This is a genomic window from Pseudomonas sp. (assembly GCF_002796985.1).
Lineage (GTDB): Bacteria > Pseudomonadota > Gammaproteobacteria > Pseudomonadales > Pseudomonadaceae > Pseudomonas.
This window is the reverse complement of sequence record NZ_PEKX01000007.1, coordinates 120,557-135,860: the sequence shown is the minus strand read 5'-3', so window position 1 is coordinate 135,860 and position 15,304 is coordinate 120,557. Positions and strand designations below refer to the sequence as shown.

Here is a 15,304-nt window from a genome sequence, read left to right as displayed (position 1 = left end):
TTTCCCCGTGGGCTCAGGAACGCTCGGCCCAGGCGGCGCGGCTGAAGAATTTCATGGTGACGGCATGGATGGCGCCTGAGGCGATCCACTCGTTCAGGTGGGCATAGATCTGCTGCTGGCGCTTGACCGGGCTCAGGCCGGCGAGCTCGTCGCTGATCAGGTTCAGCTGAAAATTGCAGCCTTCGCCTTCCACTTCAATCTGGGTACCTGGGAGTTTCGATTCCAGGAAGTTTTTGACTTCTACGGCCTGCATGCTCAACCTCGTTCGGCGCCCTACGCGCGCGGGTCGGCCATGATACAAAAAAGCCCCCCACCTGCGAACCCCGGCTGGGGAAGTCGCGGACGGAGGGCTTTTTCAGTGTTTCAATGCTGTAACGGCAGAATCTCCAGGAGCTCGCCAACCTTGGCGATTTCCTGCATGTCCTTGGGCATGCCGACGATCTGCAAGGTTTTGCCGGCCTTGCGGGCATCACGGGTGAACGACAGCAGCAGCGACAATCCGACGCTGCTGGAGTGCGCCACCGCCGAGCAGTCCAGGCACAACACGCCCGCCTTGCTCGCGGCGATCAGACGTCCTCCCTGCTCACGCAGCGCGGGCCCGGTGCTGTAGTCCAGCACGCCGGCCAGGGCCAGTTCGCCCTCGGCACGCTCCGTGATACTGCCCTGACTCATTCTGCGCCGCCTTCCGACTGGCCCTTGGCCGCGTCCTTGGCTTTGGCGACGACCTGCCCCCAACCGGCGATGGTCGCCTCCAGGTCGTTACGGTTCTTCTGCATGGAATCGGCGAACTGGTCACGGAACAGCTTGCCAATGTTGATGCCGTTGATGATCACGTTACGCAGGCGCCACTCGCCGCCCTGGTTGACCATGGTGTACTGCACCGGATAAATCGCACCGCTGCCACCCACGACTTCCATGTTCACCGAAGCACGATCCTGGTCCTGCTTGCCAGTATTCAGCACGCGGATGTCCTGGTTGTCGTACTCCAGCAGCGCATTGCCGTAGAACTGGAACAGGCTGTTCTTGAAGGTTTCCTCGAAGCGCTTGATCTGCTCCGGCGTCGCCTGGCGCGAATACTTGACGGTCATGACGCCACGGGCAATGCCCTCGGAGTCCACCACCGGGCCGAGGATGCGATTCAGGGTGTCGTAGAACGCCTGGGGATTGGCCTTGTAGCTGGCCTTGTTGGTTTTCAGGTCCGACAGCAGGCCATCGACGGTCTGTTGCACGACCTGCTGGGCGGTCTGCTCGGCCTGGGCGAACAGCGGCAGGATCGCAAGCAGGATCAGGAAGCCACGGCGCAAGGTTTTCAACATGGAATGAGTCCTCATTTCTTCGAGTCGTCTTTGTTGACCGAATTCAGCAGGAACTTGCCGATCAGGTCTTCCAGCACAAGTGCCGACTGGGTGTCCTTGATGGTATCGCCATCTTTCAGTAGCTCTTCATCACCACCAACGCTGATGCCGATGTACTTCTCGCCCAGCAGGCCGGCGGTCAGGATGGAGGCCGTAGAGTCATCCGGCAGGTTGTTGACCTGGCGATTGACCTCCATGGTCACACGACCACGATAGCTGTCATGGTCCAGGTCCACCGCAGTGACCTTGCCGATGGTGACGCCCGCCATGGTGACCTTGCCGCGCACGGTAACGCCGGCAATGTTGTCGAAGTAGGCGTACAGCTTATAGGTATCGCCCGAATTGCCGATGGTCAGTCCACTGACACGCAGGGCCAGCAGCAGCAGGGCCAGCAGGCCGGCCAGAATGAACAGGCCTACACCGATTTCCAGGGTGCGGGTTTGCATCAGAAGTCTCCAAACATCAAGGCAGTCAGGATGAAGTCCAACCCCAGCACGGCCAGGGAGGCATACACAACGGTACGGGTGGTGGCGCGGCTGATCCCCTCGGAGGTGGGTTCGCAGTCATAGCCCTGGTACACCGCGATCCAGGTCACGACGAAGGCGAACACCACGCTCTTGATCACGCCATTGAGAATGTCCTTGGTGAACTGCACGCTGTTCTGCATGTTCGACCAGTACGAACCGTCATACACACCCAGCCAGTCCACGGCGACCAGGGCTCCGCCCCAGATACCGACGACACTGAAGATCGCCGCCAGCAGCGGCATCGAAATGAAGCCCGCCCACAGTCGCGGCGCAATGATGTACTTGAGCGGGTCGACGCCGATCATCTCCAGGCTGGACAACTGCTCCGTGGATTTCATGTTGCCGATCTCGGCAGTCAGCGCCGAGCCGGCACGCCCCGCGAACAACAGGCCGGTCACCACCGGCCCCAGCTCACGCAACAGCGTCAGCGCGACCATCTGGCCAACCGCCTGCTCGGAGCCGTAGCTCGCCAGGATGTTATAGCCCTGCAGGGCCAGCACCATGCCGATGAACAGGCCGGACACGACGATGATCGCCAGGGACAACACGCCCACCGAATACAACTGCTTGACCAGCAACTGGAAGGCGCCGCTGTGAACGCGACGACCGAAGATGGCATGGACAAGGAACAGCGTCGAACGGCCTAGCGCCTCGAGAACATCGAGGCCCGCGCGCCCGAGCAGGCGAACTCGCTCGAGCGGTGAAGTCTTGCGCATCAACGTTCTCCCAGCAGGTCGGCGCGGTAATCGCGAGCAGGATAATGGAACGGCACCGGACCATCCGGGATGCCCTTCATGAACTGACGCACGCGCGGATCATCAAGACCCTGCAGATCAGCCGGCGTTCCGTGCCCAAGTACACGGCCGTCGCCAACAATATAGATGTAGTCGGCGATGCTCGCGGTCTCTGCCAAGTCGTGGGAAACCACGATACTGGTGATGCCGAGGGCGTCGTTGAGCAGGCGGATCAGGCGCACCAGCACGCCCATGGCGATCGGGTCCTGGCCCACGAAAGGCTCGTCGTACATCAGGATCTGCGGGTCCAGCGCAATAGCTCGGGCCAGCGCCACACGACGTTTCATACCGCCGGACAGCTCATCCGGCATCAGTTCCACCGCTCCGCGCAAGCCCACGGCCTGGAGCTTCATCAGGACGATGTCGCGGATCATTTCCTCGGGCAACTCGGTATGCACACGCAGCGGAAACGCAACGTTCTCGAAGACATCGAGGTCGGTGAACAGCGCGCCGCTCTGGAACAGCACGCCGAACTGCTTGCGCATATCGAACAGGTCGCTACGGCCCAGCGACGGCAGGTTCTGGCCGTTGACCCACACCTCGCCGCTCGCCGGGCGCAGCTGGGCGGCGATCAGTCGCAACAGGGTGGTCTTGCCACAACCCGACGGTCCCATGATCCCGGTGACCTTGCCGCGTGGAATGCGGATGTCCACGTTATCGAAAATCTTCCGCGTGCCGCGCTTGAAGCTCAGGCCCTTCAGCTCGACCGCGTATTGGTCATTGGTGCTCATAGAACTCCTTTCATCACGGCGCTGTCCGTTGCCCCGTCTGTCACACGGCAGAAACACGGCGCGGCAGCCCGAACGGCCGCGAACTATAACACCCCGCGAAGCCGCGCCCCAAGGGCTGCTAAGCCGTCGTTAAGGACCAGTTCAGCAAAATGCGTTCAACATTGAGATGCCATTGATGAAGCCTTTGCCGCTTTCCCGTTATAATCTCGCACTTCATTTTGCCCCGCGCCTTTCGAACATGAGCCAGAATCACGATTTCATCCAGTCGGCACAACGCACCATTCGCCTCGAGCGTGACTCGGTGGATGCCCTGCTGCCGCGTATTGGCGCCGATTTCTCCCTGGCCTGCGAGCTGCTCCTCGACTGCAAGGGCCGCGTGGTCGTGGTCGGCATGGGCAAGTCCGGGCACATCGCCCGCAAGATCGCTGCCACCCTCGCCAGCACTGGAACGCCGTCCTTCTTCGTCCACCCGGCCGAAGCCAGCCACGGCGACATGGGCATGATCACCAAGGACGACGTTGTCCTGGCCCTGTCCAACTCCGGCTCCACCGCGGAAATCATCACCCTGCTGCCGCTGATCAAGCGCCTGGGCATTACCCTGATCAGCATGACCGGCAACGCCGAATCGCCGCTGGCCAAGGCCGCCGCAGTCAATCTGGATGCCAGTGTCGAGCACGAAGCGTGCTCGCTGAATCTGGCGCCGACCTCCTCCACCACGGTTTCCCTGGTGATCGGCGACGCGCTCGCCATCGCGCTGCTGGAAGCCCGCGGTTTTACCGCCGAAGACTTCGCTTTCTCGCATCCGGGCGGCGCACTGGGTCGTCGATTGTTGCTGAAAGTGGAAAACATCATGCACGTGGGTGAAGCATTGCCGCAGGTTTCTCCCGGCACTTCGCTCAGCGGCGCCCTGCTGGAAATGACCCGCAAGGGCCTCGGCATGACCATCATCCTCGGCGAAGACGGCCGCCTGGCCGGGGTCTTCACCGACGGCGACCTGCGTCGCACCCTGGACAAGGGCCTGGACGTGCGCCAGGTGACCATCGACCAGGTCATGACCGTGCACGGCAAGACCGCCCGCCCGGACATGCTCGCCGCCGAGGCGCTGAAGATCATGGACGACCACAAGATCAACGTGCTGGTCGTAATTGACGACAAGGACCACCCGGTCGGCGTGCTGCACGTTCACGACCTGACCCGTGCGGGAGTCATCTGAATGACTGCCGACCTGCTGCAACGCGCGAAAGCGGTCCGCCTGGCGGTGTTCGACGTCGACGGCGTGCTCACCGATGGCAAGCTCTACTTCCTGCCCGACGGCGGCGAGTTCAAGACTTTCAGCACCCTGGATGGCCAAGGCATCAAGATGCTCATGGCCTCCGGCGTGCGCACCGCGATCATCACCGGCCGCTCGAGCCCAGTGGTCGAGCGCCGAGCGAAGAACCTGGGCATCAACCACCTGTTCCAGGGCCGCGAGGACAAGCTGGTCGCCCTGGACGAGTTGCTCGCCGAACTGGGTCTAGGCTATGAAGAAGTTGCCTACCTGGGTGACGACCTGCCCGACCTCCCGGCCATCCGTCGCGCCGGACTGGGAATGGCCGTGGCCAATGCCGATGCCTTCGTTCGCCAGCACGCCGACGGCGTTACCCAGGCGCGAGGCGGCGAAGGCGCCGCGCGCGAGTTCTGCGAACTGATCCTGCGCGCCCAGGGCAGCCTCGAAGCTGCTCAGAACGCGTATCTCTAGAGCCGAACATGCCCAAGACATTCCAACAGAAGCTGTTGCTCGCCCTGATCGCCATCCTGCTGATCGCCCTCGGCTATTACTGGAACGTGCGCCTGGACTTCAACGAGCGGCAACTCAAGTCGCAGACCAGCGATGCGATCGATTTCTATGTGGTGAACGCCAAGAGCGTGCAATACCGCCTCGACGGTTCCCTCGCCTACGAGATGACCGCCGACAAACTCGAACACCTGAAAGCAACCGACGTGACCCTGGTCACCACGCCGGACCTCTACTTCCATCGGGAGAATGAGCCGCAGCCGTGGCATGTCCAGAGTGTTCGCGCCGAAGTGGCCCCCGAAGGCAAGCAGGTCGAGCTGATCGACGACGTGCGCGTTGCACGTACCGATGCGCAGCAGCGCACGCTCCTCCTCAACACCTCGCGCATGACGGTGTTCCCAGACAAGGACTATGCGCAGACTGACCAGCCCGTGAAGATCACCGAACCCAACGGTGTCACCACTGCAGTTGGCATGAAAGCGTATCTGAAAGACAGCCGGATGCTCCTGCTGTCCAACGTAAGAGGTCAGCATGAGGCTCGTTAACACCCTCCCCCTTCTTTTCAGCCTCGCCGCCGCTATTGGCAGCTCTGCCGCCTGGGCTCTCCCCACCGACCGGGAGCAGCCGATTCGTGTCCAGGCCGATAGCGCCGAACTGGATGACAAGCAGGGCGTAGCCGTCTATCGCGGTGACGTGGTGGTGACCCAGGGCAGCATGAAGCTGACCGGCAATACCGTCACGCTCAAGCAGAACAAGAATGGTGACATCGAAGTCGTCACCTCTGTAGGCAAGCCCGCGTACTTCGAGCAGAAGCCGGCGCCGGACAAGCAGATCACCCAGGCCTACGGTCTGACCATCCAGTACTTCGTCGCCCAGAACCGCGTCGTGCTGATCGACCAGGCCAAGGTGATCCAGGAAGGCAACACCTTCGAAGGCGAGAAGATCGTCTATGACACCCAGCGCCAGATCGTCAACGCGGGCCGCGCCACCGGTTCCCAGGTGACTACGCCACGCCCGCGCATCGACATGGTCATCCAGCCCAAGAAAAAGCAGGATCAAGCGCAGTAATGGCTACGCTAACCGCCCAGCACCTCGCCAAGAGCTACAAGAGCCGGCAAGTCGTCCGCGACGTCAGCATGAGCATCGAAAGCGGGCAGATCGTCGGCTTGCTCGGCCCCAACGGAGCGGGCAAGACCACCTGCTTCTATATGATTGTCGGCCTGGTTCGCGCCGATCAGGGCGTCGTGCGCATCGACGATAAGGACGTCACCCACCTGCCTATGCACGGCCGCGCCCGCGCCGGCATCGGCTACCTGCCGCAGGAAGCCTCGATCTTCCGCAAGCTGTCGGTGGCAGACAACATCGGCGCCATCCTCGAAACCCGTACCGACCTGGATCGTGCTGGTCGCCAGGAAGCGCTGGAGGGGCTGCTGGAGGAGTTCCACATTCACCACATCCGCGACAACCTCGGTATGAGCCTGTCCGGTGGTGAACGCCGCCGCGTGGAAATCGCCCGCGCCCTCGCCAGTTCGCCGAAATTCATCCTGCTGGACGAACCCTTCGCCGGTGTCGACCCGATCTCCGTGGGCGACATCAAGCAGATCATCCATCACCTCAAGGCCAAGGGTATCGGTGTGCTGATCACCGACCACAACGTCCGCGAGACGCTGGATATCTGCGAAACGGCGTACATCGTCAACGACGGTCAACTGATCGCCGAAGGCAGTGCCGAAAGCATCCTCGCCAACGACCTGGTGAAGGAAGTCTACCTGGGCCACGAATTCCGCCTGTAAGGCCCCGCGCCGCGCTGGACCTGGGCGCGGCAGCTCCAACTCTCCCCCAAGCGTGGTGCGGCTCATCGGCTGCTTCGCGGCGTATTTGGCTGCCTGGCCAAACCCGGCGCAACCGGGTTGTAACGAAAGGTCGACAGGCCCTAGGCAAAGCGTCCAAACTCAGGCATATAATTTGCTTCCTCGCGGCGCCCCGGCGTCCGTAGTCGTGGATATGGCGCGCTTCGCGCCAGCGAACAAGGTGCCTAGTTCCAGCCATGAAACCATCGCTAGTCCTCAAGATGGGCCAGCAGCTGACGATGACCCCGCAGCTGCAACAGGCCATCCGACTGCTCCAGCTCTCCACGCTGGACCTCCAACAGGAAATCCAGGAAGCCCTGGAGTCCAACCCGATGCTGGAGCGCCAGGAAGAAGGCGAGGATTACGACAACAGCGATCCCATGGCCGACGGTGCCGAGTCGGGTGCCAACGGTACCAGCAGCAACTCTCAGGACAACTTCCAGGAAAGCACCACGCCCAACGTCGACAGCCTCGACGAGGACCAGTGGGCCGAGCGCATTCCCAACGAGCTGCCGGTCGACACCGCCTGGGAAGATATCTACCAGACCAGCGCCAGCAGCCTGCCCAGCAACGATGACGACGAATGGGACTTCACCTCCCGCACCTCCGCCGGTGAAAGCCTGCAGAGCCATCTGCTGTGGCAGCTCAACCTCCTACCGATGTCCGATACCGACCGCCTGATCGCCCTGAGCATCATCGACGGCATCACGGATGACGGTTACCTCGACGAGTCCCTCGACGACATCCTCGCCTCCATCGACCCCGAACTGGGCGTAGAGATGGACGAGGTGGAAGTCGTCCTGCGCCGTGTGCAGCAGCTTGAACCCGCCGGCGTCGGCGCGCGCAACCTGCGCGAATGCCTGCTTCTGCAACTGCGCCAGCTGCCGACCAAGACCGCTCTGCTGGCCGAGGCCGTTCGCCTGGTCAGCGACCACCTCGACCTGCTCGGCAGCCGCGACTACAGCCAACTGATGCGGCGCATGAAGCTCAAGGAAGACGAGCTGCGCGAGACCATCGAGCTGATCCAGTCGCTGCACCCGCGCCCAGGCTCACAGATCGAGTCCGGCGAAGCCGAATACGTGGTGCCGGATGTCATCGTGCGCAAACACAACGAGCGCTGGCTGGTGGAACTGAACCAGGAAGCGATGCCGCGCCTGCGCGTGAACTCGCAATACGCAGGCCTGGTACGCCGCGCCGACTCCAGCGCCGACAACACCTTCATGCGCAATCAGTTGCAGGAAGCACGCTGGTTCATCAAGAGCCTGCAGAGCCGCAACGAGACACTGATGAAGGTGGCAACGCAGATCGTCGAGCACCAGCGCGGCTTCCTCGAGTATGGCGAGGAGGCGATGAAGCCGCTGGTCCTGCACGACATCGCCGAGGCGGTGGGCATGCACGAGTCGACCATCTCCCGCGTCACCACGCAGAAATTCATGCACACGCCCCGTGGCATCTTCGAGCTGAAGTACTTCTTCTCCAGCCACGTCAGCACCTCCGAGGGCGGCGAGTGCTCGTCCACCGCGATCCGCGCCATCATCAAGAAACTGGTCGCGGCGGAAAGTCCGAAAAAGCCATTGAGTGACAGCAAGATCGCTGGTTTACTGGAGGCACAGGGCATTCAAGTGGCACGTCGTACCGTCGCCAAGTACCGGGAGTCCCTAGGAATCTCCCCCTCGAGCGAGCGCAAGCGACTGGTGTGACGTTGATCCACGCCAAGGTGTTCCGGCGGCAGGCCTCATAACCTGCCTCTTACACACGGGCAACAAGGAGAAAGCGGTATGCAAGTCAACATCAGTGGACATCAACTGGATGTGACCGACGCCCTGCGCGACTATGTCGGCGAGAAACTTGGCCGACTGGAGCGCCACTTCGACAAGATCACCAATGTTCAGGTCATCATGGAGGTCGAGAAGCTGAAGCAGAAAATTGAAGCCACCCTCCACATCGCCGGTGGCGAAGTGGTGGCCTGCGCGGAACATGAAGACATGTACGCAGCCATCGACCTGCTCACCGACAAGCTCGACCGCCAACTGATCAAGCACAAGGAAAAATACCTCGAACGCCAGCAAGGTGTTGGCGTCCGTTAACCCCTCTCTATGATCCGACTTGAGCAAATCCTGACCCCCGGCCGTTCCCTCGTGAACGTGCCGGGCGGCAGCAAAAAACGTGTCCTCGAACAAATCGCCAACCTGGTGGCTCGCGAGCTGCCGGGTTTCGATTCCCAAGACATCTTTGACAGCCTGGTGGCCCGGGAGCGCCTGGGTTCCACCGGTTTTGGCAATGGCATCGCCATTCCGCACTGCCGCCTCCCCGGCTGCCAGTCGCCCATCAGCGCCATCCTGCACCTTGACCACCCGGTAGACTTCGACGCCCTTGACGGCGCACCGGTGGACCTGGTGTTCGTGCTGCTGGTGCCAGAAGCCGCCACCGAAGAGCACCTGGAACTGCTGCGGCAGATCGCCTCCATGCTCGACCGCTCCGACGTCCGCGACCGCCTGCGTCACGCCGCCAACGGCGAGGACCTGTACCGGATCGTCGTGGACTTCCAGAACAACGGGCACTGATCATGCGCCTGATCATCATCAGCGGGAGATCTGGCTCGGGCAAGAGCACCGCGCTCAATGTGCTCGAGGACAACGGCTTCTACTGCATCGACAACCTGCCGGCCAGCCTCCTGCCGGACCTGGCACAGCGCGCACTGCTGCACACCGAGCTGCTGCACCCGCAGGTTGCCGTATCCATCGACGCGCGCAACCTGCCCAGCCAGCTACAACGCTTCCCGGAGCTGCTGCAGGAGGCTCGCGACAAGCACATCCAGTGCGACGTGCTGTACCTCGATGCCGATGATGAAACGCTGCTCAAGCGCTTCTCCGAGACCCGTCGGCGCCACCCGCTGACCACCGACAGCCGCTCCCTGGCCGAGGCCATCGGCGACGAATCGAATCTGCTGGCGCCGATCGCCGACCTGGCCGATCTCAAACTCAACACCACCAACCTGAACCTGTACCAGCTGCGCGACGTACTCAAGCTGCGCTTGCTGAACAAGCCCGAACTGGGCACCGCCTTCCTGGTCGAATCCTTCGGCTTCAAGCGTGGCATGCCGGTGGACGCCGACCTGGTGTTCGACGTGCGCTGCCTGCCCAACCCCTACTGGAAACCCGAGTTGCGCGAGCACACCGGGCTCGACGCGAACGTTCAGGAATATCTGGCGGCACAACCCGATGTCGAAGAGATGTACTTAGACATCCTCGGCTACCTGAACAAATGGCTGCCGCGCTTCGCCGCGAGCAACCGGGCCTACGTGACCATCGCCATCGGCTGCACCGGAGGCCAGCACCGCTCGACCTACCTGGCCGAGCGGATCGGCCAGGCCCTCAAGGAAAGCCTCACCAACGTACAGATTCGCCACCGCGACCTGAGCTAAGCAGCGACAGACAACAAAAGGACAGCCCCTCGCGATGCCCGCCCTCGAAGTCACCATCATCAACAAGCTTGGCCTGCACGCCCGCGCGGCAGCCAAATTCGTCGGCGTCGCGGGACGTTTCCCCTGCCAGGTTCGCGTGGGTCGCAACCCGGAGAGTACAGTGGACGGCAAGAGCATCATGGCCGTGATGATGCTCGCGGCCGGCAAGGGCACCCAACTGCACCTCGCTGCCGAAGGCGAGCAGGAAGACGAAGCGATCAAGGCGCTCGTCGAGCTGATCAACAACTACTTCGACGAAGGCGAGTAACGCGCCGGGCCCTCTGCCCAGCGACGTATCCTGCACCATCATCAGACAGAAACCGAGAATCCTCCTCGCAGGCCTGCGCCGCACCGGACGCTGCGGCCAACAGCGCGCCAGCCAGAAGAAGTCGCACGAGCAGGGGCTGGAAGCCGCGGCCAGCGGGAGCCGCGGCGGGAGGATCAGTTGCCGGCGACCATCATCTTTTCGATGAGCACGGAGCCGGTATGCAGGTTGCCGCGGTACTCCACATCGTTGCCGATGGCGACGATGTTGCGGAACAGGTCGCGCAGGTTGGCGGCGATGGTAACTTCCTGCACCGGGAACTGGATCTCACCGTTCTCCACCCAGTAACCGCCGGCGCCACGAGAGTAGTCACCGGTCACCAGGTTGACGCCCTGCCCCATCAGTTCGGTGACCAACAGGCCACGGCCCATGCGGCGGATCAGAGCAGCCTGGTCTTCATCGCCATGGCTGACGAACAGGTTGTGTACACCGCCGGAGTTGGCCGTGCTGGGCATGCCCAGCTTGCGCCCGGAGTAGGTGCCGAGCACGTAGGAAACCAGTTCACCGCCCTCGACGAAGGGCTTGGCATAAGTGGCCAGACCGTCATTGTCGAACGACGCGCTGCCTAGTGCGCCGCGCAGAAGCGGGCGCTCGTCCAGGGTCAACCATTCCGGGAACAGCCGCTGGCCCAGCGCGCCTTCGAGGAAGGACGACTTGCGGTACAGGCTGCCACCGGAAATCGCACCGAGGAAGTGACCGAACAGGCCGACCGCGACTTCCGGAGCGAACAGCACCGGCACTTCGGCGGTTGGCACCGGGCGGGCACCCAGGCGGCTGGCGGCGCGTTCGGCAGCGCGACGGCCGATGGATTCGGGACTGGCCAGCAGCTCGCCGCGACGGTTCACGTCGTACCAGTAGTCGCGCTGCATCTGCCCTTCACCCTCGGCGATCATCACACAGCTCAGGCTGTGCCGAGTGCTGGCGTAGCCGCCGACGAAACCGTGGCTGTTGCCGTAGACGCGGCAGCCCTGATGAGTATTGAGCGTGGTGCCATCGGCCTTGGTGACGCGCGGGTCGGTGGCGAATGCGGCAGCCTCGCAGGTCAGCGCGCGCTCGATGGCCTGGTCGGGGGTGATCGACCAGCCGTGGTACAGGTCCAGGTCCGGCAGATCGCGGGCCATCAGTGCTGGATCGGCCAGCCCGGCGCAATCGTCTTCGGAGGCGTGCTTGGCAATGGCCAGTGCCGCCGCCACGGTTTCGCGGATGGCGTCCGCGCCAGTTGCCGAAGTGCTCGCCGAGCCCTTGCGCTGGCCGACGTAGAGGGTGATGCCGAAGCCCTGGTCGCGGTTGAACTCGACGGTCTCGACTTCACCCTGGCGCACCGAGGTCGACAGCCCCTGCTCCACCGACACCGCCACCTCGCAGGCGCTGGCGCCTTGTCGGGTAGCCTCGGCAATGATCCGCTCGACCTGCTCGCGCAGTTCGGGGAGGACCTCCGGGCTCACCGCCGGGTTGTGTTCGCTCATTGCATGCCTCTCCTGTTCATGGGCCGGCCCTACCTTCAGACGGCGGCGACCGGCGCGGGCCGGACAAGCGGCCCCTGACTCGTTATCATGGCGGCGTTTTCTACGAGACCCCCGCCATGGCTGAAATTCACGATGACGACTCGCTCTTCGATGAGAAGAGCAAGACGCAAGTAAAACGCGAAATGCACGCGCTGCAGGAACTCGGCGAGCGCCTGACCACGCTCAAGGCCGACATGCTCGACCGCATGCCGCTCACCGATCCGCTGCGCCGCGCACTGGACGAAGCACCCAAGCACAAGGCCAACGCCGCCAAGAAGCGCCACCGGCAGTTCATCGGCAAGCTGATGCGCGACCAGGACATCGAGGCCATCGTCGCACTGCTCGATCAGGTAGACACCTCGACCCGCCAGTACAACGAACGCTTCCACGCTCTGGAGCGCTGGCGCGATCACCTGATCACCGGCGGCGACGAGGCCCTCTCGGCGTTCTTCGGCGAATACCCGGAGAGCGACCGCCAGCACCTGCTGCAACTGATCCGCCACGCCCAGCACGAGGCCGCTCACAACAAGCCTCCGGCCGCCGCGCGGAAGATCTTCAAGTACATCCGCGAGCTGGACGAACTCAAGCGCGGCCTGCGCTGAGCAGCCGCGCCCCGGCCTTCCAGCCTCACGGACAACGACCTCAGGCGCCCGTGCCGCCAACGGTGATCGCGTCGATCTTCAACGTCGGCTGACCGACACCGACCGGCACGGACTGGCCGTCCTTGCCACAGGTGCCCACGCCGCTGTCCAGCGCCAGGTCGTTGCCGACCATGGACACCCGGCTCATCACTTCCGGACCGTTGCCGATCAGGGTCGCACCCTTCACTGGGCGGGTGATCTTGCCGTTCTCGATCAGGTAGGCCTCGCTGGTGGCGAAGACGAACTTGCCGCTGGTGATGTCCACCTGGCCGCCACCGAGGTTCGCGCAGTAGATGCCGCGCTCGACGCTGGCGATGATTTCTTCCGGATCGCTCTGCCCGGCCAGCATGTAGGTGTTGGTCATGCGCGGCATCGGCAGGTGCGCATAGGACTCGCGGCGGCCGTTGCCAGTGCGCGCCACGCCCATCAGCCGGGCGTTGAGCTTGTCCTGCATGTAGCCCTTGAGGATGCCGTTTTCGATCAGCACGTTGCAGTTCGTCGGCGTGCCTTCGTCGTCCACCGACAGTGAACCGCGACGGCCGGCAATGGTGCCGTCGTCGACAATGGTGCACAGGCTGGACGCGACCTTCTCGCCGATGCGGCCGCTGTAGTTCGAGCTGCCCTTGCGGTTGAAGTCACCCTCCAGGCCGTGACCCACGGCTTCGTGCAGCAGCACGCCGGACCAGCCGGCGCCCATCACCACCGGCAGACTGCCGGCTGGTGCAGGAACGGCTTCGAGGTTGACCAGGGCCTGGCGCAGCGCCTCGCGGGCATAGCTCATGGCGCGGTCTTCCTGCAGGAAATACTTGTAATCAGTACGACCGCCACCACCGTGACCACCACGCTCGCGGCGACCATTCTGCTCGACGATGACGCTGACGTTGAAGCGCACCAGCGGGCGGATATCCGCGGCCAGTGAGCCGTCTGCAGCAGCAATCAGCACCTGATCCCAGACGCCCGCGAGGCTGACCGTGACCTGCTGGATACGCGGATCGAGCGCGCGGGTGGCGATGTCAATCTTCTGCAGCAGCTCCACCTTCTCGGCGCGGCTCAGCACGTCCAGCGGATTCTCGCCAGCATACAGGCGCGTCGGCACCACGGCCTTGAAGGCCTGCACCTTTCCATACTGCCCAGCGCGGGAGATCGAACGAGCGGCGCGGGCGGCCTGGATCAGCGCCTCATGGTTGATCGCGTTGCTGTAGGCAAAGCCGGTCTTCTCGCCAGACTGCGCGCGCACGCCGACGCCCTGGTCCATATGGAAGCTGCCTTCCTTGACGATGCCGTCCTCGAGCATCCAGGACTCGGAAACCTGGCTCTGGAAGTACAGGTCGGCGGCATCGATGCCCGGGCCGCTCAGCTCGTGCAGGATCGGCGACAGCAGGTCGATATCCAGACCGCCGGGCGCCAGCAGGTGCTGGCTGACGGATGACAACAGTTCGCTCATATTCACTCCGTACGCGCCGGTCGTGGCTCGACCGGCGGGAAAAATCTTCTGTGCCGGGCAATCGGCATGCGCTGCCGGATTGCCGTCTGTTCGTCGCTGTCGCGCTCGGCCAGCAACACGGCCTCGCCCTTGGCCTGTTCGGCGAGGATACGCCCCCAGGGGTCGACAATGGCCGACTGGCCCCAGGTTTCCCGCCCTTTGGGGTGGGTACCGCCCTGCCCGGCCGCCAGCAGATAGCACTGGGTCTCGATGGCACGGGCGCGAATGAGGATTTCCCAATGCGCCGCGCCGGTCACTGCGGTGAAGGCCGCCGGTGCACTGATCAGTTCCGCGCCGGCTTCGCGCAGCGCGGTGTAGAGCTCGGGGAAGCGCAGGTCGTAGCAGACCGTCAGCCCGAGCCGGCCGACCGGCGTGTCCGCTACGACTACACGCTGACCGAAGGCGTAGTCATCCGACTCGCGATAACGGCCACGGGCGTCGGCGACGTCCACGTCGAACAGGTGCAGCTTGTCGTAACGCGCCGCCACTTCGCCGTGCTCGTCGACCAGCAGGGAACAGGCATTGGCCTTGGCGTCCGGCTGATCGACCGGCGGCAGAGGCAGGGTGCCGGCGACTATCCACAACCTGAGGTCACGGGCGGTACTTTTCAACCAGGGCACGATCGGGCCTTCGCCCAGCGCTTCGGCGCGGCCGATCTGGGCGAGGTCGCGACGGCCCATGGCGGCGAAGTTCTCCGGCAACACGGCGAGGCGCGCGCCACCCTCGGCAGCCTGTTCGAGCAGGCGACGGGCGGCGGCGAGATTGGCCAGGACATCGTCCTGGCTGACCATCTGGATGACGGCAAGAGACATGGTTAGCTCCGGTAATGCCTGGGTTTCATGCTAACCGATGCCCG

20 protein-coding genes are annotated in these 15,304 nt (G+C 63.4%); 11 read left to right on the top strand and 9 right to left on the bottom strand.

The annotated features are described in order from the left end of the window. Positions 1 to 13 precede the first annotated feature (13 nt). From CTR55_RS06160 to CTR55_RS06135, 6 genes are all read right to left on the bottom strand, one after another. Positions 14 to 253 (bottom strand): BolA family protein, encoded by a 240-nt coding sequence (locus CTR55_RS06160; RefSeq protein WP_017518139.1) that lies wholly within the window; start codon positions 251 to 253, stop codon positions 14 to 16. A 110-nt stretch (positions 254 to 363) separates the two neighbouring features. Then, positions 364 to 672 carry an STAS domain-containing protein gene (locus CTR55_RS06155; RefSeq protein WP_296285047.1) on the bottom strand — a complete coding sequence of 103 codons (309 nt, stop codon included), beginning with the start codon at positions 670 to 672 and terminating at the stop codon, positions 364 to 366. Then, entirely contained in the window at positions 669 to 1,316 is a 648-nt protein-coding gene (locus CTR55_RS06150) for an ABC transporter substrate-binding protein (RefSeq protein WP_296285046.1), read from the bottom strand. The genes CTR55_RS06155 and CTR55_RS06150 overlap by 4 nt, the downstream gene beginning before the upstream one ends. Positions 1,317 to 1,327: 11 nt before the next feature. Beyond that, positions 1,328 to 1,801 (bottom strand): outer membrane lipid asymmetry maintenance protein MlaD, encoded by a 474-nt coding sequence (gene mlaD, locus CTR55_RS06145; protein WP_296285045.1) that lies wholly within the window; start codon positions 1,799 to 1,801, stop codon positions 1,328 to 1,330. Then, on the bottom strand, positions 1,801 to 2,598 hold the full coding sequence (mlaE, locus tag CTR55_RS06140) for a lipid asymmetry maintenance ABC transporter permease subunit MlaE (protein WP_296285044.1): 798 nt from the start codon (positions 2,596 to 2,598) through the stop codon (positions 1,801 to 1,803). The genes mlaD and mlaE overlap by 1 nt, the downstream gene beginning before the upstream one ends. Continuing rightward, entirely contained in the window at positions 2,598 to 3,407 is an 810-nt protein-coding gene (locus CTR55_RS06135) for an ATP-binding cassette domain-containing protein (RefSeq protein ID WP_017518144.1), read from the bottom strand. The genes mlaE and CTR55_RS06135 overlap by 1 nt, the downstream gene beginning before the upstream one ends. 238 nt (positions 3,408 to 3,645) lie before the next feature. Here CTR55_RS06135 and CTR55_RS06130 point away from each other — a divergent pair, with 238 nt between their 5' ends. The 10 genes from CTR55_RS06130 (at position 3,646) to CTR55_RS06085 (ending at position 10,762) form a co-directional block, all read left to right on the top strand. Continuing rightward, complete coding sequence (locus tag CTR55_RS06130; protein ID WP_296285043.1) at positions 3,646 to 4,620, top strand: KpsF/GutQ family sugar-phosphate isomerase; 975 nt, start codon at positions 3,646 to 3,648, stop codon at positions 4,618 to 4,620. Then, positions 4,621 to 5,145, top strand: coding sequence for an HAD family hydrolase (locus CTR55_RS06125; protein ID WP_296285042.1), 525 nt, complete (start codon positions 4,621 to 4,623; stop codon positions 5,143 to 5,145). Between the two features lie 8 nt (positions 5,146 to 5,153). After that, a complete protein-coding gene (gene lptC, locus CTR55_RS06120; protein ID WP_296285041.1) occupies positions 5,154 to 5,726 on the top strand; it encodes an LPS export ABC transporter periplasmic protein LptC in 573 nt (190 codons plus the stop codon). Beyond that, complete coding sequence (gene lptA / locus CTR55_RS06115; RefSeq protein WP_296285040.1) at positions 5,713 to 6,249, top strand: lipopolysaccharide transport periplasmic protein LptA; 537 nt, start codon at positions 5,713 to 5,715, stop codon at positions 6,247 to 6,249. The genes lptC and lptA overlap by 14 nt, the downstream gene beginning before the upstream one ends. Continuing rightward, positions 6,249 to 6,974, top strand: a complete 726-nt coding sequence (gene lptB, locus CTR55_RS06110; protein WP_296285039.1) for an LPS export ABC transporter ATP-binding protein — start codon at positions 6,249 to 6,251, stop codon at positions 6,972 to 6,974. The genes lptA and lptB overlap by 1 nt, the downstream gene beginning before the upstream one ends. 254 nt (positions 6,975 to 7,228) lie before the next feature. Further along, positions 7,229 to 8,731 (top strand): RNA polymerase factor sigma-54, encoded by a 1,503-nt coding sequence (locus CTR55_RS06105; RefSeq protein WP_296285038.1) that lies wholly within the window; start codon positions 7,229 to 7,231, stop codon positions 8,729 to 8,731. A gap of 78 nt (positions 8,732 to 8,809) precedes the next feature. Further along, complete coding sequence (raiA, locus tag CTR55_RS06100) at positions 8,810 to 9,118, top strand: ribosome-associated translation inhibitor RaiA (protein WP_017518151.1); 309 nt, start codon at positions 8,810 to 8,812, stop codon at positions 9,116 to 9,118. A gap of 9 nt (positions 9,119 to 9,127) precedes the next feature. After that, entirely contained in the window at positions 9,128 to 9,595 is a 468-nt protein-coding gene (gene ptsN, locus CTR55_RS06095) for a PTS IIA-like nitrogen regulatory protein PtsN (RefSeq protein ID WP_037009823.1), read from the top strand. Positions 9,596 to 9,597: 2 nt separating this feature from the next. Then, a complete protein-coding gene (gene rapZ, locus CTR55_RS06090) occupies positions 9,598 to 10,455 on the top strand; it encodes an RNase adapter RapZ (RefSeq protein ID WP_296285037.1) in 858 nt (285 codons plus the stop codon). Between the two features lie 34 nt (positions 10,456 to 10,489). Continuing rightward, positions 10,490 to 10,762 carry an HPr family phosphocarrier protein gene (locus CTR55_RS06085; RefSeq protein ID WP_296285036.1) on the top strand — a complete coding sequence of 91 codons (273 nt, stop codon included), beginning with the start codon at positions 10,490 to 10,492 and terminating at the stop codon, positions 10,760 to 10,762. Between the two features lie 173 nt (positions 10,763 to 10,935). On the opposite strand, the gene pmbA is transcribed toward CTR55_RS06085, so the two are convergent. Then, positions 10,936 to 12,285 (bottom strand): metalloprotease PmbA, encoded by a 1,350-nt coding sequence (pmbA, locus tag CTR55_RS06080; RefSeq protein WP_296285035.1) that lies wholly within the window; start codon positions 12,283 to 12,285, stop codon positions 10,936 to 10,938. Positions 12,286 to 12,401: 116 nt separating this feature from the next. On the opposite strand from pmbA, the gene yjgA reads away from it, so the two are divergent. Continuing rightward, entirely contained in the window at positions 12,402 to 12,926 is a 525-nt protein-coding gene (yjgA, locus tag CTR55_RS06075) for a ribosome biogenesis factor YjgA (protein WP_296285034.1), read from the top strand. A 40-nt stretch (positions 12,927 to 12,966) separates the two neighbouring features. Here the strand turns inward: yjgA and tldD are convergent, their stop codons facing one another. Both tldD and CTR55_RS06065 read right to left on the bottom strand, forming a co-directional pair. After that, complete coding sequence (gene tldD, locus CTR55_RS06070; RefSeq protein ID WP_296285033.1) at positions 12,967 to 14,409, bottom strand: metalloprotease TldD; 1,443 nt, start codon at positions 14,407 to 14,409, stop codon at positions 12,967 to 12,969. Between the two features lie 2 nt (positions 14,410 to 14,411). After that, complete coding sequence (locus CTR55_RS06065) at positions 14,412 to 15,260, bottom strand: carbon-nitrogen hydrolase family protein (RefSeq protein ID WP_296285031.1); 849 nt, start codon at positions 15,258 to 15,260, stop codon at positions 14,412 to 14,414. Between the last annotated feature and the right edge of the window lie 44 nt (positions 15,261 to 15,304).